Genomic DNA, 21,257 nt, shown 5'->3' with positions numbered 1-21,257 from the left:
CGCTTGTTCGCATGGATGCTTCAACGAAGCCGGTTACCGTCCGCGTAAATTGGATGGAGCCATTTAGGGGAGTGAATGATGGCCAAGTTCCAGTTTAATTCGACGCGCCGATGTGCGCAGGGTACCAGCCGCCTTGCACTTGGCGCTGCAATGGTTGCTGTATTTGCCGCGCCTGCATTTGCACAGGACGCGAGCTCAGCGGAAAGCGAAGAAGATGCGATTGTGGTCACTGGTTTCCGTGCCAGCCTTGAAAACGCAGTCAATGAAAAGAAAAACAATGACCAGATCGTTGAGTCAGTTTCGGCTGAAGATATCGGCAAGCTGCCTGATGCGTCGATTGGTGAATCCATTGCGCGCCTTCCCGGTGTAACGTCGCAGCGCCTCAATGGCCGTTCGAACAACATCTCCATCCGCGGTTTTGGTCCTGATTTCTCGCAAACGACCCTCAATGGCCGTGAGCAGACGTCAACTGGCGATAACCGCGCGGTTGAGTACGACCAATATCCATCTGAAATCGTCAGCCAGGTTGTTGTCTACAAGTCGCCAACAGCCTCGCTGGTTGGTCAAGGCCTTGTTGGCACCATTGATATCCGTACGGTTCGCCCACTCGATTATGGCAAGTCCGTTCTGGCGGTTGGAGCGCGTGGCACTTATGCTGATTTGGGTGCGCTGAATGCCGGTTCGAAAAAATATGGCTATCGCGCAAACGGAACCTTCATTGATAAGTTCGCAGATGACACAATCGGCATCGCCCTGTCGGCATCCTATGTCGACGAGCCTTACCAACTTCAGGAATTCAACGCCTGGGGTTATGCAGGATCTGGCACGACCGCATCGCCTGCCGTTATCGGTGGTTCGAAATCCTATGTCACTTCCACGCAACTGAAGCGTCTGGGTCTCAACGGCACGCTGCAATATCAGGCTTCGGACACGGTTCGCATGACCTTGGACGCGTTCTATTCAAACTTTAACGACGACCAGTCAAAACGCGGCATCGAACTGCCCTTGGGCTTTGGTGCATTCGGCACGGCTTTCAACCAAGCAACCGCCACAGCAAGCGACGGATTTGTAACGGCGGGTACGTTCACCAATGTGCGCGGCGTTGTCCGCAACGACATCTATCAGCGCAAGGCTGACCTGTACTCGTTTGGCTATAACGCTGAATATACCGGCGACGATGGCTGGACGGCATTTATCGACATCGGCTATTCGCGCACCGACCGTAACGAGCTAAGCATCGAGAGTTATGCCGGCACCGGTTTCAATGGTGACGACACCGGCAATGGTGCCGCAGCAACAATCGGATTCAAATCTGGCCCAACCGGGACCGTTTTCAGCCCGAATATCGACTACAGCAACCCAGCTGTCATTCGCCTCACAGACCCATTGGGCTGGGGCGGCGGAACAGTTCCGCAAGCGGGTTATTACAACAACCGCATCGTGGAAGATGAGCTGAAGCAATATCGCGTTGGCGTTGAAAAGGAGTTGGACGGCTTCTTCTCGGCAGTCAAATTTGGTTTCAATTACACCGATCGTGCAAAATCTTTGACGCCGGACGAGGCATTCGTGCGGTTGCCGGGCACTGCCTTGCAAGCAACAATTCCTGCGCAGAATCTGCTCCGGTCAACGAATTTGTCGTATCTCGGTTTGGGACCAATTGTCAGCTATGATACACGCGACCTGCTCGCCGGCGGCGCGCTGGTCTTGGAAAAGCGGGTAGCCACTGGCCCGAATGCGGCCAATGATGTTTTGTCGAAAACTTACTCGGTATCAGAAGATTTGATGACCGCCTATGTGCAGGCGGACATCGAGCAGGAAATGGGTAATAAAACGTTGACCGGCAATGTCGGCGTTCAGGTCATCAACACAGAGCAAAACAGTCGTGGCTTCATCTTCCCGCCAAGCGGCCCTCGGTCAATTACCTTGGGCGACAATTTCTGGGACGTTTTGCCAAGCCTCAACCTTTCGATGCGCTTCGAAAGCGACTACGTCATTCGTTTTGCTGCGTCACGCCAGATTCAGCGCCCACGGCTTGATGACCTTAAGGTTTCCATCGGTTATGGCATTGATACGTCGGTTCCGCGCGGCCTTATCCGCGGCGGTGGCGGCAACCCGTTCTTGCGTCCATATCGCGCAAATGCCTTCGATCTTAACTTCGAAAAGTATTTCGGAAACGCCGGCCTAATCTCTGCGCAGTTGTTTTATAAGGACATTAAGTCGTTCATTTTTGGTGGCAGAATTCCTTTTGATTATTCTGGCTTCCCCGCGCCAACAGGCGCATCGGGATATCCGAACCTGCCAACCATCGGAACGCTTGACGCGCCAATCAATACCGGCGGTGGCAAGCTCTATGGTGGTGAACTGGCTGCGACCGTACCGTTCAGCACGTTTTCGACCGCGCTTGATGGTTTCGGAATCACGGGCGGCGTGGGCTACACGAAGTCGAAGGTCCGTGACGCAGGTGGCAATGTTACGACCATCCCTGGCTATTCGAAGTGGGTTGCCAACGCGACCGCCTATTTCGAAAAATGGGGCTTCAACGCACGTGGTTCGGTTCGGTACCGTTCGACCTTCTTGGGAGACTTCACTGGCTTTGGTGGTTCACCCACGCGTCGTACCGCGCTTGCCGAAATGATTGTGGATGGCCAAATCGGTTACGACTTCCAGGAAGGCAGCTCGCTTCAAGGTCTCTCGCTCTATCTGCAGGGTCAGAACCTGACCGACGAACGCTTTGCATCGGTCGGCGCAAACCGTAATCAGGTCATTGATTACCAGATTTACGGTCGTCGCTTCCTCGCTGGCTTCAACTATAAGTTCTAATGAACTAACGAAGGCCCCCGCCACGGAAGGATTACCTGACGTAGCGGGGGCTTTTTTGTCGTGAGTGGGGATGATGGAGAGATCTCTTAAACGGATCGTGATTGCAGGAGGTGGGACCGCTGGATGGATGGCCGCGTCTGCATTTGCGCGCTTTTTAGGTCCATCCTACGCCATCACTTTAGTCGAATCCGAAGAGATTGGTACCATCGGCGTGGGCGAAGCCACCATCCCAGCCATTCAATTGTTCAACCAAAGCCTCGGCATCGACGAAAATGAATTCGTTCGTGCCACACAAGGCTCGTTCAAGCTCGGCATCGAATTCGCGGACTGGCGTGAACCCGGCCATCATTATCTGCACGCATTTGGCGCTATTGGTCGCCCCCTTGGCCTGTTACCATTCCACCAATATTGGCTGCGCCATCGCCATGAAGGAGGCATGTCGTCATTGTGGGATTATGCACCCAGCGCGCGGGCAGCAAACCAGAACCATTTCGCGCGACCCAATGACAAACCGGGTAGCCTGCCCAGCGGCGTTGCCTATGCCTATCATTTCGACGCGGACCTGTATGCTAAGTTCTTGCGCAAATATGCCGAAGAACGCGGCGTCAAACGAATTGAAGGTCGCATAAATGACGTAACCGTCAACGCAACCAACGGACATATCGAAAGCGTCACGCTGGCCTCGGGTCAAATCGTTGAAGGAGACCTGTTCATTGACTGCTCCGGTTTTCGCGGCCTGCTCATCGAAGAAACTCTTGAGAGCGGATATGAAGACTGGTCGAATTTTCTCCCGTGCAACCGGGCGATTGCGGTGCCTTGCGCATCGGTTGATCCCTTGACCCCATATACCCGTTCGACTGCGCGCAACGCCGGTTGGCAATGGCGCATCCCGTTGCAACACCGCACGGGTAACGGATATGTGTATTGCAGCGATTTCATCAGCGATGCCGATGCACAGGACATGCTGCTATCAACATTGGATGGAGCACCTCTAGCCGAACCCCGACAGCTTCGGTTTGTTACCGGCAAGCGGCGGCACATTTGGAAGAAAAACTGCGTCGCACTTGGCCTTGCAAGCGGGTTTCTGGAACCACTGGAATCAACGAGCATTCACTTGATCCAAACCGGTATTGCCAAGCTGCTTGAGTTCTTTCCATCGGCGGGTTTCCTGCAACCTGATATCGACGCATTCAACAAGCGGATGGATTTCGAGTTTCATTCAATCCGTGATTTCATCATCCTCCATTACAAGGCCACCAACCGCCCCGGCGCATTTTGGAAGCGATGCCGGGACATGGATATACCCGAAAGTCTGGCCGAAAAAATGGACCTATTTCTCAGTAATGGCCGGATAATGCGGTTCAACGAGGAACTTTTTACAGAGCTTGGTTGGCTTCAGGTCATGCTAGGGCAAGGGCTACAGCCCAAAGGATATAGTCCGCTTGCCGATCTCCTGAGCGCCGAACAGTTGCAGGAATTCTTGAGTATCGCGGCGCAGCACGCGCGCCATGTCGCGGACCAAATGCCCCTGCACCAACAATATATCGCGGTGCATTGCGCTGCACCTCCCCAAGAAAAACGGAGAGCCATGTCATGAAAGTAAAGTCGCTCTGTCTCGCCGCGAGCCTTTTCGCGATGACCGCCGCGTCGCCATTATTGGCGCAAACCTATCGCGACCGCCTTCCCGAAGATGAAGTCATTTACTTTGTGCTACCAGACCGATTTGAAAATGGCGATGTCCGCAATGACACCGCGGGCATCAAGGGTGATAAATTCAAACATGGCTTTGATCCCACGCATAAAGGCTTTTATCACGGCGGCGACATTGCAGGGCTTATCAAGCGGCTGGATTATATTCAGGGCATGGGTGCAACCGCAATTTGGTTTGCGCCCGTGTTCAAAAACAAGCCGGTGCAAGGTGGCAAAGGGGAAGAGTCTTCAGGCTATCATGGCTATTGGGTGACAGATTTCACGACTGTCGATCCGCATTTCGGCACCGACGACGAATTTAAGGCGTTCGTTGATGCCGCGCATAGTCGGGGGATGAAAGTCTATATGGACATCATTACCAACCACAGTGCAGACGTCATTCAATATGCGGAATGCCCCAAGAGCGCCTGCGCATATCGCAGCCGCGCCGATTATCCGGATCGCGCATACACGCCAGTCATTCCAAAAGGCGAAGAACGGGTCAAAGTGCCCGCATGGATGAATGACGTCCAATATTACCACAACCGCGGCAACACGACCTTTCGCGGCGAAAATTCGATTATGGGTGATTTTGTCGGGCTCGACGACTTTGCAACTGAAAACCCCCGGGTGGTTGAAGGGTTTATCGACGTATACAAGGGCTGGATCGACAAATTCGGTATCGATGGCTATCGCATTGATACCGCACGGCATGTTAACCCGGAATTCTGGGCTGTTTTTGCCCCAGCCATCATGGCGCATGCAAAGGCCAAGGGCATACCGAACTTCCATATCTTTGGTGAGGTTGCATCAGATGGTTTGGACATTCAGGCGCAGGCACTCCATACAAGGGTAGGCAAGTTGCCCACCGTGTTGGACTTCGTTTTCCGCAGGGTTGCGATTGAAACGGTATCGGGCCGCGCGGGTACTGAATTGCTTGCAACCATGTTTGAAGGCGACGATTTATATGAAGGCGGCAAGGCAACCGCCAAGCAACTTCCTACCTTCCTGGGCAATCATGATTTCGGGCGCTTCGCGCGTGAAATGCGCGTTGCCCATCCCAACGCCGATGATGCCGATATATTGCGGCGCGTATTGCTGGGCCATGCGATGCTGATGACGTTGCGGGGCGTGCCCACGATTTACTCCGGCGATGAACAGGGTTTTGCCGGTGATGGCAATGATCAGGATGCGCGCGAGGATATGTTCCCGTCGAAGGTTGCAGTGTATAATGACAATATTCTTGTCGGCACCAAGGCCACGACGGCGCAAAGTAACTTCGACGTCACACATCCGATATACGCCGCGATTGCCGACCTCTCCAAGCTTCGCAGCGAACAGGTCGCACTTCGCCGGGGTGACCAGGTTGTGCGGAATTATAGCGAAAAGCCTGGGCTGTTTGCGGTGTCCCGCATTGATGCAGCAACGGGTGATGACCTTTTGGTAGTCTTCAACACCTCCAACACGCCGCTGACCGCCAATGTTGAGATCGCCAAGACTGCAACTCAACTGACGCCACTGCGTGGCCCCTGCCCGAGCGCACCGCGTCTGCCGGGTTCCGTGGCGATTTCACTTCCCGCATTTGGTTATATGGTATGTAAAGTCCAATGAGCGAGATACGCCCTTTACCTGCAGTAACAGTCGATAGACCATGGTGGCGGGGCGCTACCATATATCAGGTCTATCCGCGCAGTTTCTGCGACTCTAACGGCGATGGCATCGGCGACTTGCCGGGCATAACATCCAAGCTGGATTACATTGCTTCACTTGGCGTCGATGCGGTTTGGCTCTCGCCATTTTTCACGTCGCCGATGAAGGATTTCGGTTACGATGTTGCTGATTATTGCGGCGTTGACCCAATCTTCGGGTGCCTCTCCGACTTTGACGATTTGATTGCAAAGGCGCATGAATTGGGTCTGCGTATTCTGATCGACCAAGTCTATTCGCATACGTCGGATCAGCATCGCTGGTTTTCCGAAAGCCGGTCAAGTCGCGAAAATGACAAGGCAGATTGGTATGTTTGGGCTGATCCAAAAGTCGATGGATCACCGCCTAATAATTGGCAATCTGTTTTCGGCGGGCCTGCATGGACATGGGACGCAAGGCGCTGCCAATATTACATGCACAATTTTTTGAGCAGCCAGCCGCAAATGAACATGCACAATCCGAAAGTGCAGGACGCGATGTTGGGTGTTGCACAATTCTGGCTTGATCGCGGGGTCGATGGTTTCCGCGTCGACGCCATCAACTTCGCCATGCATGACCCGGACCTCAAGGACAATCCACCTGCACCACTTGGCAATGGCGTACGCACTCGACCGTTTGATTTCCAACTAAAAATCCACAACCAATCCCACCCTGACATCCCGGGTTTCATTGCACGGATGCGGGCCCTGATGGACAAATATCCCGGCCGTTTTTCAGTCGCTGAGGTTGGTGGCGACCAACCTGATCGGGAAATGAAGGCCTTTACCGCAGACAATCGCCATTTCGACAGCGCATACGGCTTCAACTTCCTTTACGCCGAAAGTCTGACCCCAGCACTCGTGCGCGAAGCATTGGAAGCATGGCCGGATCAAGAGGGCATCGGTTGGCCAAGCTGGGCGTTCTCTAACCATGATGCCCCACGCTGGATTAGCCGCTGGGCACCCGAGGATTCTCGGACCGCTTATGCCGCGATGGCAATGATGTTGTTTATCTCGCTGCGCGGCAATGTAATCCTTTGGCAGGGCGAAGAACTTGGCCTCACGCAAGTCGACATACCCTTTGAAAAGCTTCAGGATCCGGAGGCAATTGCCAATTGGCCGTTGACGTTAAGCCGTGACGGTACGCGTACGCCCATGCCGTGGATGGCCGATGCAGCGCAATGCGGCTTTAGCAGTGTCGAGCCATGGTTGCCTTTGGGTGTGGATCACCGCGCCATGTCGGTAGATGTGGAAGAAGCCGACCCACAATCGATGCTGGCATTGACAAGAAAGTTATTGGCGACACGCTCCGCTAACGACGCTCTGCAAATTGGCGACCTCGAAATCGTTGAAGCCCTTGGTGACTTGCTTGTGTTCGAACGGCGCAGTCCGCAGCAGCACCTTATCTGCGCGTTTAACATGGGCCGCAAAGACATTGCGTGGCAGCCAGCACAGCCAGATCGCTGGCGCGTGATAGCTGCTGTGAATGAGACAACACCGTCAGGACTGCCTGCCTTTGGCGCGAAGATTTTGGAGAAAATCGCATGACAAGTAACGACATCTCTCAAATGCGCCACAGCGGCCGTCGGTTCGAACTGATGATCGCTATTGCACTTGGGGCATCGTTGGTGCCTGCGGTCGCTCATGCACAGTCAGTGGCATCAGCAACATCGCCAGATGGTACTGTTCAGGTCGATGTCACAATAGATGGTGATGGCCGCGCAGCTTACGCCATTACCCGCAAGGGAAAGCCCGTTCTCGCGCCTTCCAAGCTTGGTTTCCTTTTCACAGATGCTGTAAAAATTGACCGCAGGCTTTCCGTAACTGGACAGGAAACGTACGACCATGACGACAGCTGGACTCAGCCATGGGGTGAATGGAAAAGCATCCGCAACAATTACCGTGCGTTAAAAGTCCATCTGAAGGAGACGACGACGCTGGCGCGTGGCTTTACGGTCAACTTTCGATTGTACAACGACGGCGTTGGCTTTCGCTACGAATTTCCCGATCAGCCCAATCTCGCACAAGCAAACATTGCGGACGAACTGACGGAGTTTTCCTTTGCGAGTGCGGGAACCGCATGGTGGAAGCCAGCTTTCCTGTGGAACCGCGAAGAATATCTCTACAATAAAACACCGCTTTCATCAGTAGCGAATGCAGACACCCCAATCACGATCAAGTTCGAAGATGGCACACATGTCGCACTGCATGAGGCAGCGTTGGTAGATTATTCGGGCATGGCGGTCGCCCGCACGGAGGGCAACACGCTGCGTGCGGCACTCCATCCCGGCGCTGGCGAGCCCAAGGTGCAAAAAAAAGGCGCATGGAATACCCCTTGGCGCACGCTCATCATCGCTGATGATGCAGCGGGTGTTTACCACAGCCATCTCATGCTCAACCTGAATGAGCCCAATAAGCTAGGCGATGTTAGCTGGATTAAGCCAGGCAAATTTGCTGGCGTCTGGTGGAACATGATCAAGGGCGAATGGAGTTGGGCACGAGGTCCAAAGCATGGTGCGACCAATGCGAATGTCAAACGCTACATCGACTTCGCGGCCGAGAACAGCATTCCCCATGTGTTGGTCGAGGGATGGAATGTCGGGTGGGACGGCGACTGGTTTGGTAACGGCCATGACATGGATTTTGCCCAACCAACAGACGATTTCGATGTAGATATGCTGGTCGCTTATGGCAAGAAAAAGGGCGTGCGTCTGATTGGCCATCATGAAACCGGCGGCGCTGCGACGCATTATGAAAACCAGTTCGACAAAGCGTTCAAATTCGCTGCCGACCACAATTACATGGTCGTTAAAACAGGCTATGTAACCGACGCTGGACAAATGGAACGCGAGGATGCGGACGGCAAGCAATATCGCGAATGGCATCAGGGCCAGTGGATGGTGAACCACCAAATTCGCGTGGTTCAGACCGCAGCAAAATATAAGGTCGGCATTGACAGCCATGAGCCAGTGAAAGGCACTGGCCTGCACCGTACGTATCCAAACTGGGTGGCGCGCGAAGGCATGCGTGGGATGGAATATAACGCATGGGGCGGCAAAAACCCGCCCGAGCATGAAGCAAATGTTGTTTTCACGCGCATGCTTGAAGGGCCGATGGATTTCACGCCGGGCATCTTGAGCTTGAAGGGTGAACGCGACAGCGACATATTGTCGACCATCGCGAAGCAGTTGGCACTATATGTCGTCATTTACTCGCCCGTGCAGATGGTGGCCGATACGCCCGAAAATTACGCCAAATATCCCGAGGCCATGAAGTTCATTCGTGATGTACCCACTGATTGGGAAGATACCCGCGTACTCAATGGTGAGATAGGCGATTTTGTGACTATTGCGCGCAAGGAACGTAGCGGTAAAAACTGGTATGTTGGTGCCGTGGGCGATGAGGAAGAACGCAATGTGACCTTCAACCTGAATTTCCTGACGCCGGGCAAGAAATACACTGCGGAAATCTACCGCGATGGCGACGATGCGGATTACCGCACTGAAAAGCGCCACTCGATAGCCATTGAACGCCGCACGTTGACGAGCGCTGACAGCCTTAACATGCGCATCGCACCCGGCGGCGGGTTTGCAATCCGCTTGGTCGAGGGTTAATGATTAGGTTACGCCGTCGGTCTTTGTTAGCCGCGACAGCCATGCTCGTAGCAGCGCTGCCGTTCGGGCCCTCGACGCAACTTTTGGCACAGGATCAGGGACGCTTTGTTGACTTGGGCCCCGTCACAACCAGCCAGATCGCACCGCCCAAGGTCGTTGTCTGGCTTCCACCAGGCTATGACGCAAGCAAAGGCCGCTATGGCGTTGTATATATGCATGACGGCCAGAATCTGTTCGATCCGAAGCGGTCAAGCTTCAACAAGGTGTGGGCAGCGGATAAATCGGCTTTGCGGCTGATTGCATCCAATAAAGTCGCGCCGTTCATCATCGTTGGCATTGACCAACCCGGCGAAGACCGGTGGCGGCAGTATTTTCCTCGGTCAATGCTCGATTATGTCTCGCCAGAAACGCGCGCAAAGCTAGAGGCACGGGGCAATAGCAAGTCATTAATTGCCGATGCTTATCTGCGGTTTATTGTGTTCGACCTTAAGCCCCAAATCGACCAGATGTTTCGGACCAAGAAAGACCGGTCGCACACTGGAATTATCGGCTCCAGCATGGGTGGTCTCATCTCGCTTTATGCGATCAGCAAATATCCCGATGTGTTTGGCACGGCGGGCGCGGTTTCGACGCATTTGCCGTTGGACGATCCCAATTGGGCACAGGCAGAGCGGCAGGACATTTTTGCAGCATGGCGACACTTTGTGAAGCAAGACTTGGGCAAGCCAAAGAGTCGCCGGATCTGGTTTGACCATGGCACAGAAACGCTGGATGCCTTTTACCAGCCCTATCAAGAAAATCTCGACGCCGCTTTGGTCGCCAATGGATGGAAGAAGGGTAAGGATTTTCAAAGCACAGTCTATGTCGGCACACCGCATGAGGAAAATGCGTGGGCTGCGCGTATGGATGATATCTTTGGCTGGATGCTTCAGGGGCGCTAATGGCTGACGCACCGCTTCGCTTTGTGATATTGGGTGGCGGCACTGCGGGTTGGATGACAGCATGCTTGCTGGCGCAGAAATGGCCGCAGTATGACATCGTTGTCGTGGAATCGCCCGACATTGGCATCATTGGCGTGGGCGAAGGCTCAACGCCGCAGTTGAAGGCATTTTTCGATACGCTCGGCGTCGCTGAAGCTGATTGGATGCCCAAGTGCTACGCGACCTACAAAGCCGGCATTAGCTTTCAAAACTGGTCCGAACGCCCTGGTTTCGAAAAATATTTTCATCCGTTTCATTCGGCATTGGATCACCTTACGGATAATAAATTTTTCTTCCAAACCCGCGCTCGCCGCACTGGCCGCGATGTCGAGGCACATCCCGACCGTTTCTTCTTACTCGCCCGGATAGCCGCCGAACGCCGCGCCCCTGTAGCTGCGACGGACTATCCGCACGCAATTGGCTATGGCTATCATTTTGACGCCACGTTGGTCGGGCGGACATTGCGTGACCATGCTGTTGGCGTCCTTGGTGTCACCCATCTCGCACGCACTGTGAACCATGTACAGATCGACAACACAGGGCATGTAAAGGCTCTGCACATAGGGGATGATGAGGCGATAAAAGGCGACTTCTTTGTCGATTGCAGCGGCTTTGGCGGGACGATTATTCAAAAGGCATTGAATGAACGTTTCATCAGCTTTGGCGACAATCTATTCAACGATTCCGCAATTGCCATGCCGACGCCAAATGATGCTGGGGACATTCCCAGCGAAACAAAGGCAACCGCCTTGTCGACAGGCTGGGCATGGCGCATTCCGCTGACAAACCGCGCGGGTAATGGTTATGTGTATTCCTCGCGCTACATCGACCCAGACGTGGCTGAAACAGAGCTTAGGCGTCATTTGGGACTATTGGACAGCGAAACACCGGCTCGACACCTGAAAATGAACGTTGGTCGGCTGGAGCGGTGCTGGGTTGGCAACTGCCTCGCTGTTGGCCTTTCGCAAGGTTTTATTGAGCCGCTTGAGGCGACCGCGCTGCATATTGTGCAAGCCACAGTAGAAGGCTTTATCGAAGCCTTTGAGAAAGGTGGGGCAACCAACCAATATGCAAACGAACTGAATTGGGGATTGGCAGATCGCATGGAAGGCATCCGTGATTACATTGTTGCCCATTATCGCATGAACCAACGGCATGACTCGGATTATTGGCGCGACAACGCCGGCAATTATGCCTTGTCGGACAATTTAAAAACTCTGATGACCGCTTGGTTCACAGGCGCCGATCTCACTGCCGAAATTCACAGCCTTGGCATTGGCCGTTATTACAGCGCTTTGTCTTGGCACTGCCTATTTGCAGGCTATGGCACGTTCCCATCAGATGACAAACTTTTGGTGTCTTTGGAGGGACTGGATTTGGCGAACCTTACCGAAATAGATGCATTTATTGCCAGTCAAGCGGCGAGGTTTCCGTCACACAAGCAGGCACTAAAAATTCCGTTAGGATAAACGGTTGTTGCTTATGATTGTTTGATAATGTCGGTTTACCGCATGTACACCCAAAAGCTGCCACGCCGTTTCTGGCCCAAAACAAGCCGGAAAACGAAGCCAGTCCGCTGTCCCCCTTCCACCCAAATTAGGTCATTCCCAGCCACGAGATTTTCCCCCAAAACTTGCCATGCAAACGGATGTTGCCCCGGGGACAGTTTCTGAACTGAAACCAGAATATCCGGTTCAATGTGTTCAGAATTTCTGGTGCCCGGAAGAGGACTCGAACCTCCACGCCGTTACCAGCGCCAGCACCTGAAGCTGGTGCGTCTACCAATTCCGCCATCCGGGCACAAGACATGCAGGAAATTTCCGCATGTCGGGTAGGCGCGCTCCTTTAAGCGATTAGGTGATATTGTCAACGGCTGTGCGGCGCGCGCGGTGGATTAAATCCACGCGCCGCGACCGCCATACACAGGTCGGCCTTGAAAGCTGCTTAGCGGTGGTGCAAAGCGCGCGCAGGGTTTCACGCTGGCTGACGGAGCATATATGCAGGGCAAGTTGATAACGGTTTTTGGTGGCGGCGGGTTTTTGGGCCGCTACGTCGCGCAGGCGCTGCTGGGTCAAGGCGCGCGGCTGCGTATTGTGGGCCGCAACGCCAATAGCGCCAATCATATCAAGCCGCTGGGCAATTTGGGCCAGGTGCAATTAATGGCAGCCGACATCCGCAAACCCGCCAGCGTGCAACGCGCGGTGATGGATGCCGATGCTGTCGTCAATCTGGTGGGCAGCTTTGCCGATATGGATGCGGTTCAGAATATTGGCGCGGGCATCGTGGCACAGGCCGCCGCAGACGCCGGCGTTGGCGCTTTGGTCCACATCTCCGCAATTGGTGCGGACGCACAAAGCGACGCCGAATATGGCCAAAGCAAAGCGGGCGGCGAAGCGGCGGTGCATGCGGCATTTCCCGCCGCCGTCATCTTGCGGCCGTCAATTGTGTTCGGCCGCGAAGACCAGTTCATCAACCGCTTTGCCGGGCTGATCCGCATGTTGCCTGTTGTGCCCGTCATCGGTGCGGCCACAAAGTTCCAGCCTGTCTTTGCAGGCGACGTTGCCAAAGCTGTTGCCGCCGCTTTGGTGCATCAGGATGGCCGCGTGCTTGAGCTTGGCGGGCCGGAGATATTCTCCATGATGGAGCTGAACCGCTGGATCGCCAAAGCGATTGGCCGGGACCCCCTGTTCATCGAAGTGCCCGATATTGCTGCAAAGATGCTCGCCAAGGGAACAGGGTGGATGCCCGGCGCGCCGATTACCGATGACCAGTTTAAGATGCTGGGCCATGACAATGTGGTGACGGGCACCGACGGGCTTGCCGCTTATGGCATCGTGCCGACGCCGTTGGATGTCATTGCCGACGATTGGTTAAACATTTACCGCAAGCATGGCCGCTTTGGCAGTAGCCCCACAGCATGAGCGATACGATGATCGCGTTGCTCCTCGGCTTTATTGAGGGGCTGACTGAGTTTTTGCCGGTGTCATCGACTGGGCATCTTATTTTGGCGGGCGAGCTGGTTGGTTTCACCGATAATAGCTCAGTCGCCTTTAAAATCGCGATCCAGCTCGGCGCGATCTTGGCGGTGCTATTGGTATATTGGCGCAGATTTTGGGCGGTGGGCACGGGGCTGTTGAAGCGGCAGGCTGGGCCCGTTGCGTTCACGCGCAACATCCTCTTGGGCTTTGCCCCTGCTGTGGTGATTGGCGTGGTGGCTTATGATGCCATTCGCGCCGCGATGCAGACACCGCAGATTGTTGCCATCGCGTTGATCGTAGGCGGCATCATCCTATTATTGCTGGAGCGCGTGGTGAAGACGGTGCGCTTTAACACGGTTGAGGAAATCCCCTTTGGCACGGCTTTGGCGATTGGCCTTGTCCAGTGCACCGCGATGTTGCCGGGTGTGAGCCGGTCGGGCGCGACAATCATGGGCGGGCTGATGATGGGTGTTGAACGCAAGACCGCCGCAGAATTTTCCTTCTTCTTGGCCGTGCCCACGATGATGGCCGCAACGGTATATGCTTTGTGGAAAGACAGGGCGCTTTTGAACGCGGACGACATGGGGATGATCGCCATTGGCTTTACCATGGCGTTTCTGGTCGCGGTGGTTGTGGTGAAGGCGTTTGTCGCCATTGTCGGCAAATATGGATTTGCCCCTTTTGCTTATTACCGAATCATCGTTGGAACAGCCGCGTTGCTATGGCTGACGATGCGGTAGGTGCCGATACGGACCTATTAATTTGAAATATTATTGCGCGCGCGTAAATTATCGTCTCAAAATGAGTTAGTTTAGTCAACAAAGCTGCCCTATTATTGGATTTTCACGTGACAGCGTATGTTTGCCGCGTTACGCGCAGCGCTTCTGAAGGAGCGTGTTGTGGCAAAAGATCCGATGCTGAAATTTGTTTCGAAGCCGCAGGCTTATCCGCATAAGCGGGAAGCCGAATTGCGCGCCGAAGATTTCGCCGAAATCGCAGATCGCTATGCGCCCGCCGCAGCAGCGGATCAGGCGTCGCGTTGTTCGCAATGCGGCGTGCCCTATTGCTCGGTCCATTGCCCGCTGCACAACCATATTCCAGATTGGTTACGCCTGACCGCCGAAGGGCGCTTGCGCGAAGCCTATGAGATGTCCAGCCTGACCAGCACCATGCCTGAAATCTGCGGCCGTATTTGCCCGCAGGATCGCTTGTGCGAGGGTAATTGCGTTATTGAATTTTCGGGCCATGACGCGGTCACCATTGGCTCGGTTGAAAAATACATCACCGATACCGCGTGGGAGCAGGGCTGGGTTGAACCCGTCGAAGTTGGTTCATCGCGCGGCCAATCGGTTGGCATCATCGGCGCTGGACCGGGCGGGCTGACGACCGCAGAATATCTGCGCGTCGCGGGTTATGACGTCCATGTATATGACCGCTATGACCGCATGGGCGGGTTGATGACCTATGGCATCCCCGGTTTCAAGCTGGAAAAAGACATTGTCATGCGCCGTGTCCAACGGTTGGAGGATGCAGGCATTCACTTCCACGCCAATTTTGAGGTTGGCCGCGATGCATCGCTGGATGATTTGCGCGCAAAGCATGACGCGGTGTTGATAGCGACCGGCGTCTATAAGGCGCGGGCAATTGCGACGCCGGGTATCGGGCTGGAGGGGATTGTCCCGGCGCTGGATTTCCTCACCACCTCCAACCGCAAGGGCTTTGGCGACATTGTGCCTGCTTTTGAAAGCGGCGCGATGAACGCACATGGCAAAGACGTAGTCGTCATTGGCGGCGGCGATACCGCGATGGATTGTGTCCGCACCGCGATCCGCCAAGGCGCAAAGTCGGTCAAATGCCTCTACCGCCGCGACCGTGAGAATATGCCGGGTTCACAGCGCGAAGTGACCAATGCCGAAGAAGAAGGCGTCGAATTTGTCTGGCTGTCGGGTCCCAAGGGCTTTGACGGCAATGGCAAAGTCGAGCGCGTGCATGTGGCGAAGATGCGGCTTGCGGCCCCCGATGCCTCCGGCCGCCGCACACCGGAAAATGACCCCGAAGGCGACTTCACATTGAACGCCGATATGGTGATTATGGCTTTGGGCTTTGAGGCCGAAGACCTGCCCGTGTTATTCAACGCACCCGACCTCAACGTCACCCGCTGGGGCACCGTGCGTGTGGACCATAATACGCAGATGACGAACCTCGACGGCGTATTCGCCATTGGCGACATCGTGCGCGGCGCAAGCCTTGTCGTCTGGGCAATCCTTGACGGGCGCGATGTCACGCAGCATATGCACACTTATTTGAAATCGAAAATCAGTGATGAAAGGATTGCAGCATGAAGTTAGTGAAAAGCGTCCAGCAGGCAGCATTTGGGCTGCTATTTCTGGCAACCATACCAGAAGCGGCAACGGCAAATGAAGCTAAGGCGGCATCAACCCCGGTGGAAGATGCGCGTGCAATTCTCATAGCGAGCGATACAGAAAAAATGCTGAACGCGTTGTTTGCGCAGATGCTGCCGGTGATGGAGTCGAGCTATCTTGGCCAATTGGGGCAAACGGAAGATGGCGCAGAGATACTCAAGCAAGTAAGTGAGAAATATCCAGGCGGGCAGGCCGCATTTGGCAAGCGATTCGGCGAACTCATGATGGCCAGCATTCGAGCAGAAATTCCCAACATCATTGAGCAGACGGCACAGCAATATGTGTTGGAAATTCAACCTGCGGATTTGCTTATGATGCGCCGATTTATGGAATCGAGCGCAGGCAAATCTATGACCGCAGCACAGCCCAAAATACAGCAAAAATTAACCACCGTTGGACAAGGCGTTGGTGCAAAAGCGGGCGTGCAAGCAGCGATGCAATTGATGGTAGAAGCCCAGAAACACCTTGAAACCCCCAAGTGACCATATTCTACCCCACAACCGAACATGAACGTCTTGCCCGTGAAGGCATGTATCATCCTGAGTCCGAAGGCGATGCCTGCGGCGTTGGGTTGATTGCGGCGACCGATGGCAAGCCTTCACGGCGGGTTGTGGCGGCGGGGATTGAGGCGTTGAAGGCCGTATGGCATCGCGGCGCGGTCGATGCCGACGGCAAGACCGGCGATGGCGCAGGCCTGCATATCGATTTGCCGGTCCGTTTCTTTGACGATGCCATTTCGGACAGCGGCCACCGCCCTATGCCCAACCGGTTGGCGGTTGGCATGGTGTTCCTGCCGCGCACCGATTTAAGCGCACAAGAGAATTGCCGCACGATTGTTGAGGCGGAGATTATCGACGCTGGCTACACCATTTATGGCTGGCGGCAGGTTCCGGTTGATGTCTCCGTGATCGGCGATAAAGCGCAAGCGACGCGGCCCGAGATCGAGCAGATCATGATTGCCGGACCAATGCCCGAAGAGGTCGGCGCAACCGAATTTGAAAAGAATCTCTACCTCGTCCGCCGCCGGATCGAAAAGAAGATCATCGCTGCGCAAATCCGCGATTTTTATATATGTTCGCTGTCGTGCCGCTCGATTGTCTATAAGGGCCTGTTCCTTGCGGAGTCGCTGTCGGTATTTTACCCCGACCTGCAAGATGACCGCTTTGAAAGCCGCGTTGCGATTTTCCATCAGCGTTATTCGACCAACACTTTCCCGCAATGGTGGTTGGCGCAGCCATTTCGCGGCCTTGCGCATAATGGCGAGATTAACACCATTCGTGGCAACCAGAATTGGATGAAAAGCCACGAGATCAAGATGGCCAGCATCGCCTTTGGCGCGCAGTCGGATGATATCAAGCCTGTCATTCCAGCCGGATCATCGGACACTGCCGCATTGGACGCGGTGTTCGAAACCTTGGTCCGTTCGGGCAAGGAAGCGCCGACGGCAAAGCTTATGCTGATTCCTGAAGCATGGCAGTCGAACCCCAATTTGCCCGCCAACCACCGCGCCATGTATGAATATATGTCCAGCGTCATGGAGCCATGGGATGGCCCTGCCGCTTTGGCGATGACCGATGGACAATGGGCCGTTGCTGGCGTTGATCGCAACGCGCTACGTCCGTTGCGCTACAGCCGGACGTCGGATAATTTGCTGGTGATCGGCTCCGAAACGGGAATGGTTGTCCTGCCCGAAACGACGATATTGGAAAAAGGCCGCCTTGGTCCCGGGCAGATGATTGCCGTCAATCTGGATGAAGGCAAATTATACCGCGACGGCGAATTAAAAGACCGCATTTCTGCCGAGCAGGATTATGGCGCATTGGTCGGCGGTTTCCGCCGCATCACCGACTTGCCCGAGGCTGGCGACGATAGCGCGCCCGCTTGGTCGCGCGCGGAATTGACGAAGCGCCAGATCGCCGCTGGCATGACATTGGAAGATGTCGAAATGATCCTCGCGCCGATGATCGAGGATGGCAAGGAAGCCATTGGGTCCATGGGCGACGACACCCCGCTGGCCGTCATCAGCGATAAACCCCGCCTGATCAGCCAATTCTTCCGCCAGAATTTCAGCCAAGTCACCAACCCGCCGATCGACAGCTTGCGCGAACGGCATGTGATGAGCCTAAAAACGCGTTTTTCGAACCTCGCCAATATCCTGGAGGAAAAGAGCCAGAATGCCGATGTCTTGGTTCTGGATAGCCCAGTCCTGACGGCGCGCGATTGGCGCAGGTTGAAGGCTGCGTTCGGGCCATTGGGTGCCGAGATTGATTGCACTTATGATATCTCTACCGGGCAAGAGGGCCTGCGCGCCGCCATTACGCGTATTCGCGAAGAAGCGGTGGCCGCCGTGCGGATGGGCAAATCCGAACTGTTCCTGACCGACCAAAATATCGGTCCCGACCGCGTCGGTATCGCGATGATCCTCGCGGCGGCGGCTGTGCACACGCATTTGGTCCGCAATGGCCTGCGCAGTTATTCGTCGATCAATGTCCGTTCTGCCGAATGCTTGGACACGCATTATTTCGCCGTACTCATCGGCGTTGGCGCGACCACGGTGAACGCCTATCTTGCCGAAGCGGTGATTGCCGACCGGCATATTCGCGGCTTGCTTGGCGGCTATACGCTGACCCAAGCCGTCGAAAATTACCGCATAGCGATTAACGAAGGTCTGTTGAAGATCATGTCCAAAATGGGCATCGCGGTCATCTCCAGCTACCGTGGCGGTTATAATTTTGAGGCGGTTGGCCTGTCACGCGCTTTGGTCAACGACTTCTTCCCCGGCATGCCGAACAAGATTTCGGGCGAGGGTTATCACTCATTATATGTCAACGCGCGCGACCGTCATAATGACGCGTTTGATGCGGCTGTTGCGCGCCTGCCGGTTGGCGGATTTTACAAGCAACGCGACGGCGGCGAAGAACATGCTTATTCTGCGGGCCTTATGCATTTGCTGCAAAGCTCCGTCGCGAATGACAGCTATTCGACTTACACGCAATTTGCGCAAGGCGTGAAGGAATTGCCGCCGATTTACTTGCGCGATTTGCTGGAATTCAACTTCGCCAAAGAACCCGTCGCGATTGACGAGGTTGAGGCGATCACCGAAATCCGCAAACGCTTTGTCACGCCCGGAATGTCGCTTGGCGCGTTGTCGCCAGAGGCGCATGAAACGCTCGCCATTGCCATGAACCGGATCGGCGCAAAGGCCGTCTCGGGTGAAGGCGGCGAGGATAGCAAGCGTTTCAAGCCTTATGAAAATGGCGACAACGCCAACAGCGTTATCAAACAGATTGCCAGCGGCCGCTTTGGTGTTACCGCCGAATATCTGGGCGCGTGCGAGGAAATCGAAATCAAGGTCGCGCAGGGCGCAAAGCCGGGTGAAGGTGGGCAGTTGCCGGGCTTTAAGGTGACAGAAATGATCGCACGTCTGCGACACTCGACGCCGGGCGTGACGCTGATTTCACCGCCACCGCATCACGACATTTATTCGATCGAAGATCTGGCGCAGTTGATTTACGACCTTAAGCAGATCAACCCGCGCGCGCGGGTCTGTGTGAAGCTTGTCAGTGCGGCGGGCATTGGCACGATTGCGGCAGGTGTGGCCAAGGCGCATGCCGATGTCATCCTGGTCTCCGGCAATGTCGGCGGCACGGGTGCAAGCCCGCAAACCAGCATCAAATATGCGGGCACGCCATGGGAAATGGGCCTGTCCGAGGCGAACCAAGTGCTCACGCTCAACGGCCTTCGCCACCGCGTGAAGTTGCGCACCGATGGCGGTTTGAAAACCGGACGCGATATCGTCATCGCCGCGATTTTGGGCGCTGAGGAATTTGGCATCGGCACGCTCAGCCTTGTTGCCATGGGCTGTATCATGGTGCGGCAATGCCATTCAAACACTTGCCCTGTTGGCGTGTGCGTTCAGGATGAGGCCTTGCGCAAGAAATTCACGGGCACACCGGAGAAAGTCATCAACCTGATGACCTTCATTGCCGAGGAAGTGCGCGAGATACTGGCGAAGCTTGGCTATCGCAGCCTTGATGAAGTCATTGGCCGCACAGAGCTGCTGCGCCAGGTCAGCCGGGGTGCCGAGCATCTCGATGATCTCGATCTCAACCCGATATTGGCCAAGGTGGACGCGCCCGACAGCGCGCGCCGTTTCAACATCCCGACATTCCGCAATGAAGTGCCCGACAGCCTTGACGCGCAGATGATCCATGACGCGCGGCCCGTGTTTGAACGGCGTGAGAAGATGCAGCTAACCTATAATGTCCGCAACACGCACCGTGCGGTGGGCACAAGGTTCAGCTCCGAAATCACGCGGCTATATGGTATGAAGGGCCTATCCGAAGGGCATGTCCATGTCCGTTTGCGTGGTTCCGCTGGCCAATCGCTTGGCGCATTTTTGTGCCAAGGCATTACGCTCGAAGTATTTGGCGACGCCAATGACTATGTCGGCAAGGGCCTGTCGGGCGGGACAATCATCTTGCGTCCGACGGTCAGCAGCCCGCTGGCGAGCCAGCAAAATAGCATCATCGGAAACACCGTTCTGTATGGCGCAACATCCGGCCATTTGTTCGCGGCAGGACAAGCCGGGGAGCGTTTTGCGGTCCGTAATTCGGGCGCGCATGTCGTGGTTGAAGGCTGCGGGTCCAATGGTTTGGAATATATGACCGGCGGTATCGCAGTTATCTTGGGCAAGGTCGGAAGCAATTTTGGCGCTGGCATGACCGGCGGCATGGCGTTCGTGCTCGATACCGAACGCGACTTCACCCAAATGGCGAACCCGGACAGCATCATATGGCAACGCCTTGAAAGCGTCTATTGGGAAGAGGCGCTGAAAGCCCTGATCACCGCGCATGCCGAAAAAACCGACAGCGCTTGGTCGAAATCAATCATGGAAGATTGGGATCGCAGGCGCGGCGAATTTTGGCAGATTTGTCCAAAGGAAATGCTCACGCGCCTGAGCCAACCTTTGTCCGACCATGAAGCATTGGAAGCGGCGGAGTAAAAAAGAACTGCGGCAGGCTGAGCATCGCTGTTCAGCCCGCCGCGCCAATGCGCGCAAAGAATC

Annotated in this window: 12 protein-coding genes and 1 tRNA gene; 12 read left to right on the top strand and 1 reads right to left on the bottom strand. The window is 55.2% G+C overall.

The window, feature by feature from the left end:
* Window positions 1-75: 75 nt before the first annotated feature.
* The 7 genes from HEQ34_RS01345 to HEQ34_RS01315 all read left to right on the top strand — a co-directional run bounded on the left by HEQ34_RS01345 (window position 76) and on the right by HEQ34_RS01315 (window position 12,257).
* Window positions 76-2,820: a TonB-dependent receptor gene (locus tag HEQ34_RS01345; protein WP_296196343.1), complete on the top strand. Its 2,745-nt coding sequence runs from the start codon at window positions 76-78 to the stop codon at window positions 2,818-2,820.
* A gap of 70 nt (window positions 2,821-2,890) precedes the next feature.
* Window positions 2,891-4,417, top strand: a complete 1,527-nt coding sequence (locus tag HEQ34_RS01340; protein WP_296196340.1) for a tryptophan halogenase family protein — start codon at window positions 2,891-2,893, stop codon at window positions 4,415-4,417.
* Window positions 4,414-6,120 carry an alpha-amylase family glycosyl hydrolase gene (locus HEQ34_RS01335; protein WP_296196338.1) on the top strand — a complete coding sequence of 569 codons (1,707 nt, stop codon included), beginning with the start codon at window positions 4,414-4,416 and terminating at the stop codon, window positions 6,118-6,120. The genes HEQ34_RS01340 and HEQ34_RS01335 overlap by 4 nt, the downstream gene beginning before the upstream one ends.
* Window positions 6,117-7,742, top strand: a complete 1,626-nt coding sequence (locus HEQ34_RS01330) for an alpha-amylase family glycosyl hydrolase (protein WP_296196335.1) — start codon at window positions 6,117-6,119, stop codon at window positions 7,740-7,742. Before HEQ34_RS01335 ends, HEQ34_RS01330 begins: the two co-directional genes overlap by 4 nt.
* 50 nt (window positions 7,743-7,792) lie before the next feature.
* Window positions 7,793-9,808 (top strand): glycoside hydrolase family 97 protein, encoded by a 2,016-nt coding sequence (locus tag HEQ34_RS01325; protein WP_296196598.1) that lies wholly within the window; start codon window positions 7,793-7,795, stop codon window positions 9,806-9,808.
* On the top strand, window positions 9,808-10,749 hold the full coding sequence (locus HEQ34_RS01320; RefSeq protein WP_296196333.1) for an alpha/beta hydrolase-fold protein: 942 nt from the start codon (window positions 9,808-9,810) through the stop codon (window positions 10,747-10,749). The genes HEQ34_RS01325 and HEQ34_RS01320 overlap by 1 nt, the downstream gene beginning before the upstream one ends.
* Window positions 10,749-12,257 (top strand): tryptophan halogenase family protein, encoded by a 1,509-nt coding sequence (locus HEQ34_RS01315; protein WP_296196329.1) that lies wholly within the window; start codon window positions 10,749-10,751, stop codon window positions 12,255-12,257. Before HEQ34_RS01320 ends, HEQ34_RS01315 begins: the two co-directional genes overlap by 1 nt.
* Before the next feature lie 244 nt (window positions 12,258-12,501).
* On the opposite strand, the gene HEQ34_RS01310 is transcribed toward HEQ34_RS01315, so the two are convergent.
* Window positions 12,502-12,588 (bottom strand) — tRNA-Leu (locus HEQ34_RS01310).
* Between the two features lie 197 nt (window positions 12,589-12,785).
* Here HEQ34_RS01310 and HEQ34_RS01305 point away from each other — a divergent pair.
* From HEQ34_RS01305 to gltB, 5 genes are all read left to right on the top strand, one after another.
* Window positions 12,786-13,709 (top strand): complex I NDUFA9 subunit family protein, encoded by a 924-nt coding sequence (locus tag HEQ34_RS01305; RefSeq protein ID WP_296196326.1) that lies wholly within the window; start codon window positions 12,786-12,788, stop codon window positions 13,707-13,709.
* Window positions 13,706-14,506 carry an undecaprenyl-diphosphate phosphatase gene (locus HEQ34_RS01300; RefSeq protein ID WP_296196323.1) on the top strand — a complete coding sequence of 267 codons (801 nt, stop codon included), beginning with the start codon at window positions 13,706-13,708 and terminating at the stop codon, window positions 14,504-14,506. The genes HEQ34_RS01305 and HEQ34_RS01300 overlap by 4 nt, the downstream gene beginning before the upstream one ends.
* Before the next feature lie 159 nt (window positions 14,507-14,665).
* Window positions 14,666-16,108 (top strand): NAD(P)-dependent oxidoreductase, encoded by a 1,443-nt coding sequence (locus tag HEQ34_RS01295; protein WP_296196320.1) that lies wholly within the window; start codon window positions 14,666-14,668, stop codon window positions 16,106-16,108.
* A 101-nt stretch (window positions 16,109-16,209) separates the two neighbouring features.
* The gene (locus HEQ34_RS01290; RefSeq protein ID WP_296196318.1) at window positions 16,210-16,671 is read left to right on the top strand and encodes a hypothetical protein; all 462 of its coding nucleotides are present in this window, start codon (window positions 16,210-16,212) and stop codon (window positions 16,669-16,671) included.
* Between the two features lie 47 nt (window positions 16,672-16,718).
* Complete coding sequence (gene gltB / locus HEQ34_RS01285; protein ID WP_296196595.1) at window positions 16,719-21,194, top strand: glutamate synthase large subunit; 4,476 nt, start codon at window positions 16,719-16,721, stop codon at window positions 21,192-21,194.
* The last annotated feature ends 63 nt before the right edge of the window (window positions 21,195-21,257 follow it).

The sequence above is a fragment of the Sphingorhabdus sp. genome, from assembly GCF_023910635.1.
In the GTDB taxonomy this organism is placed as follows: Bacteria; Pseudomonadota; Alphaproteobacteria; order Sphingomonadales; family Sphingomonadaceae; genus Sphingorhabdus_B.
The sequence above is the reverse complement of the archived record's forward strand: the minus strand, read 5'-3'. Positions and strand labels throughout refer to the sequence as shown.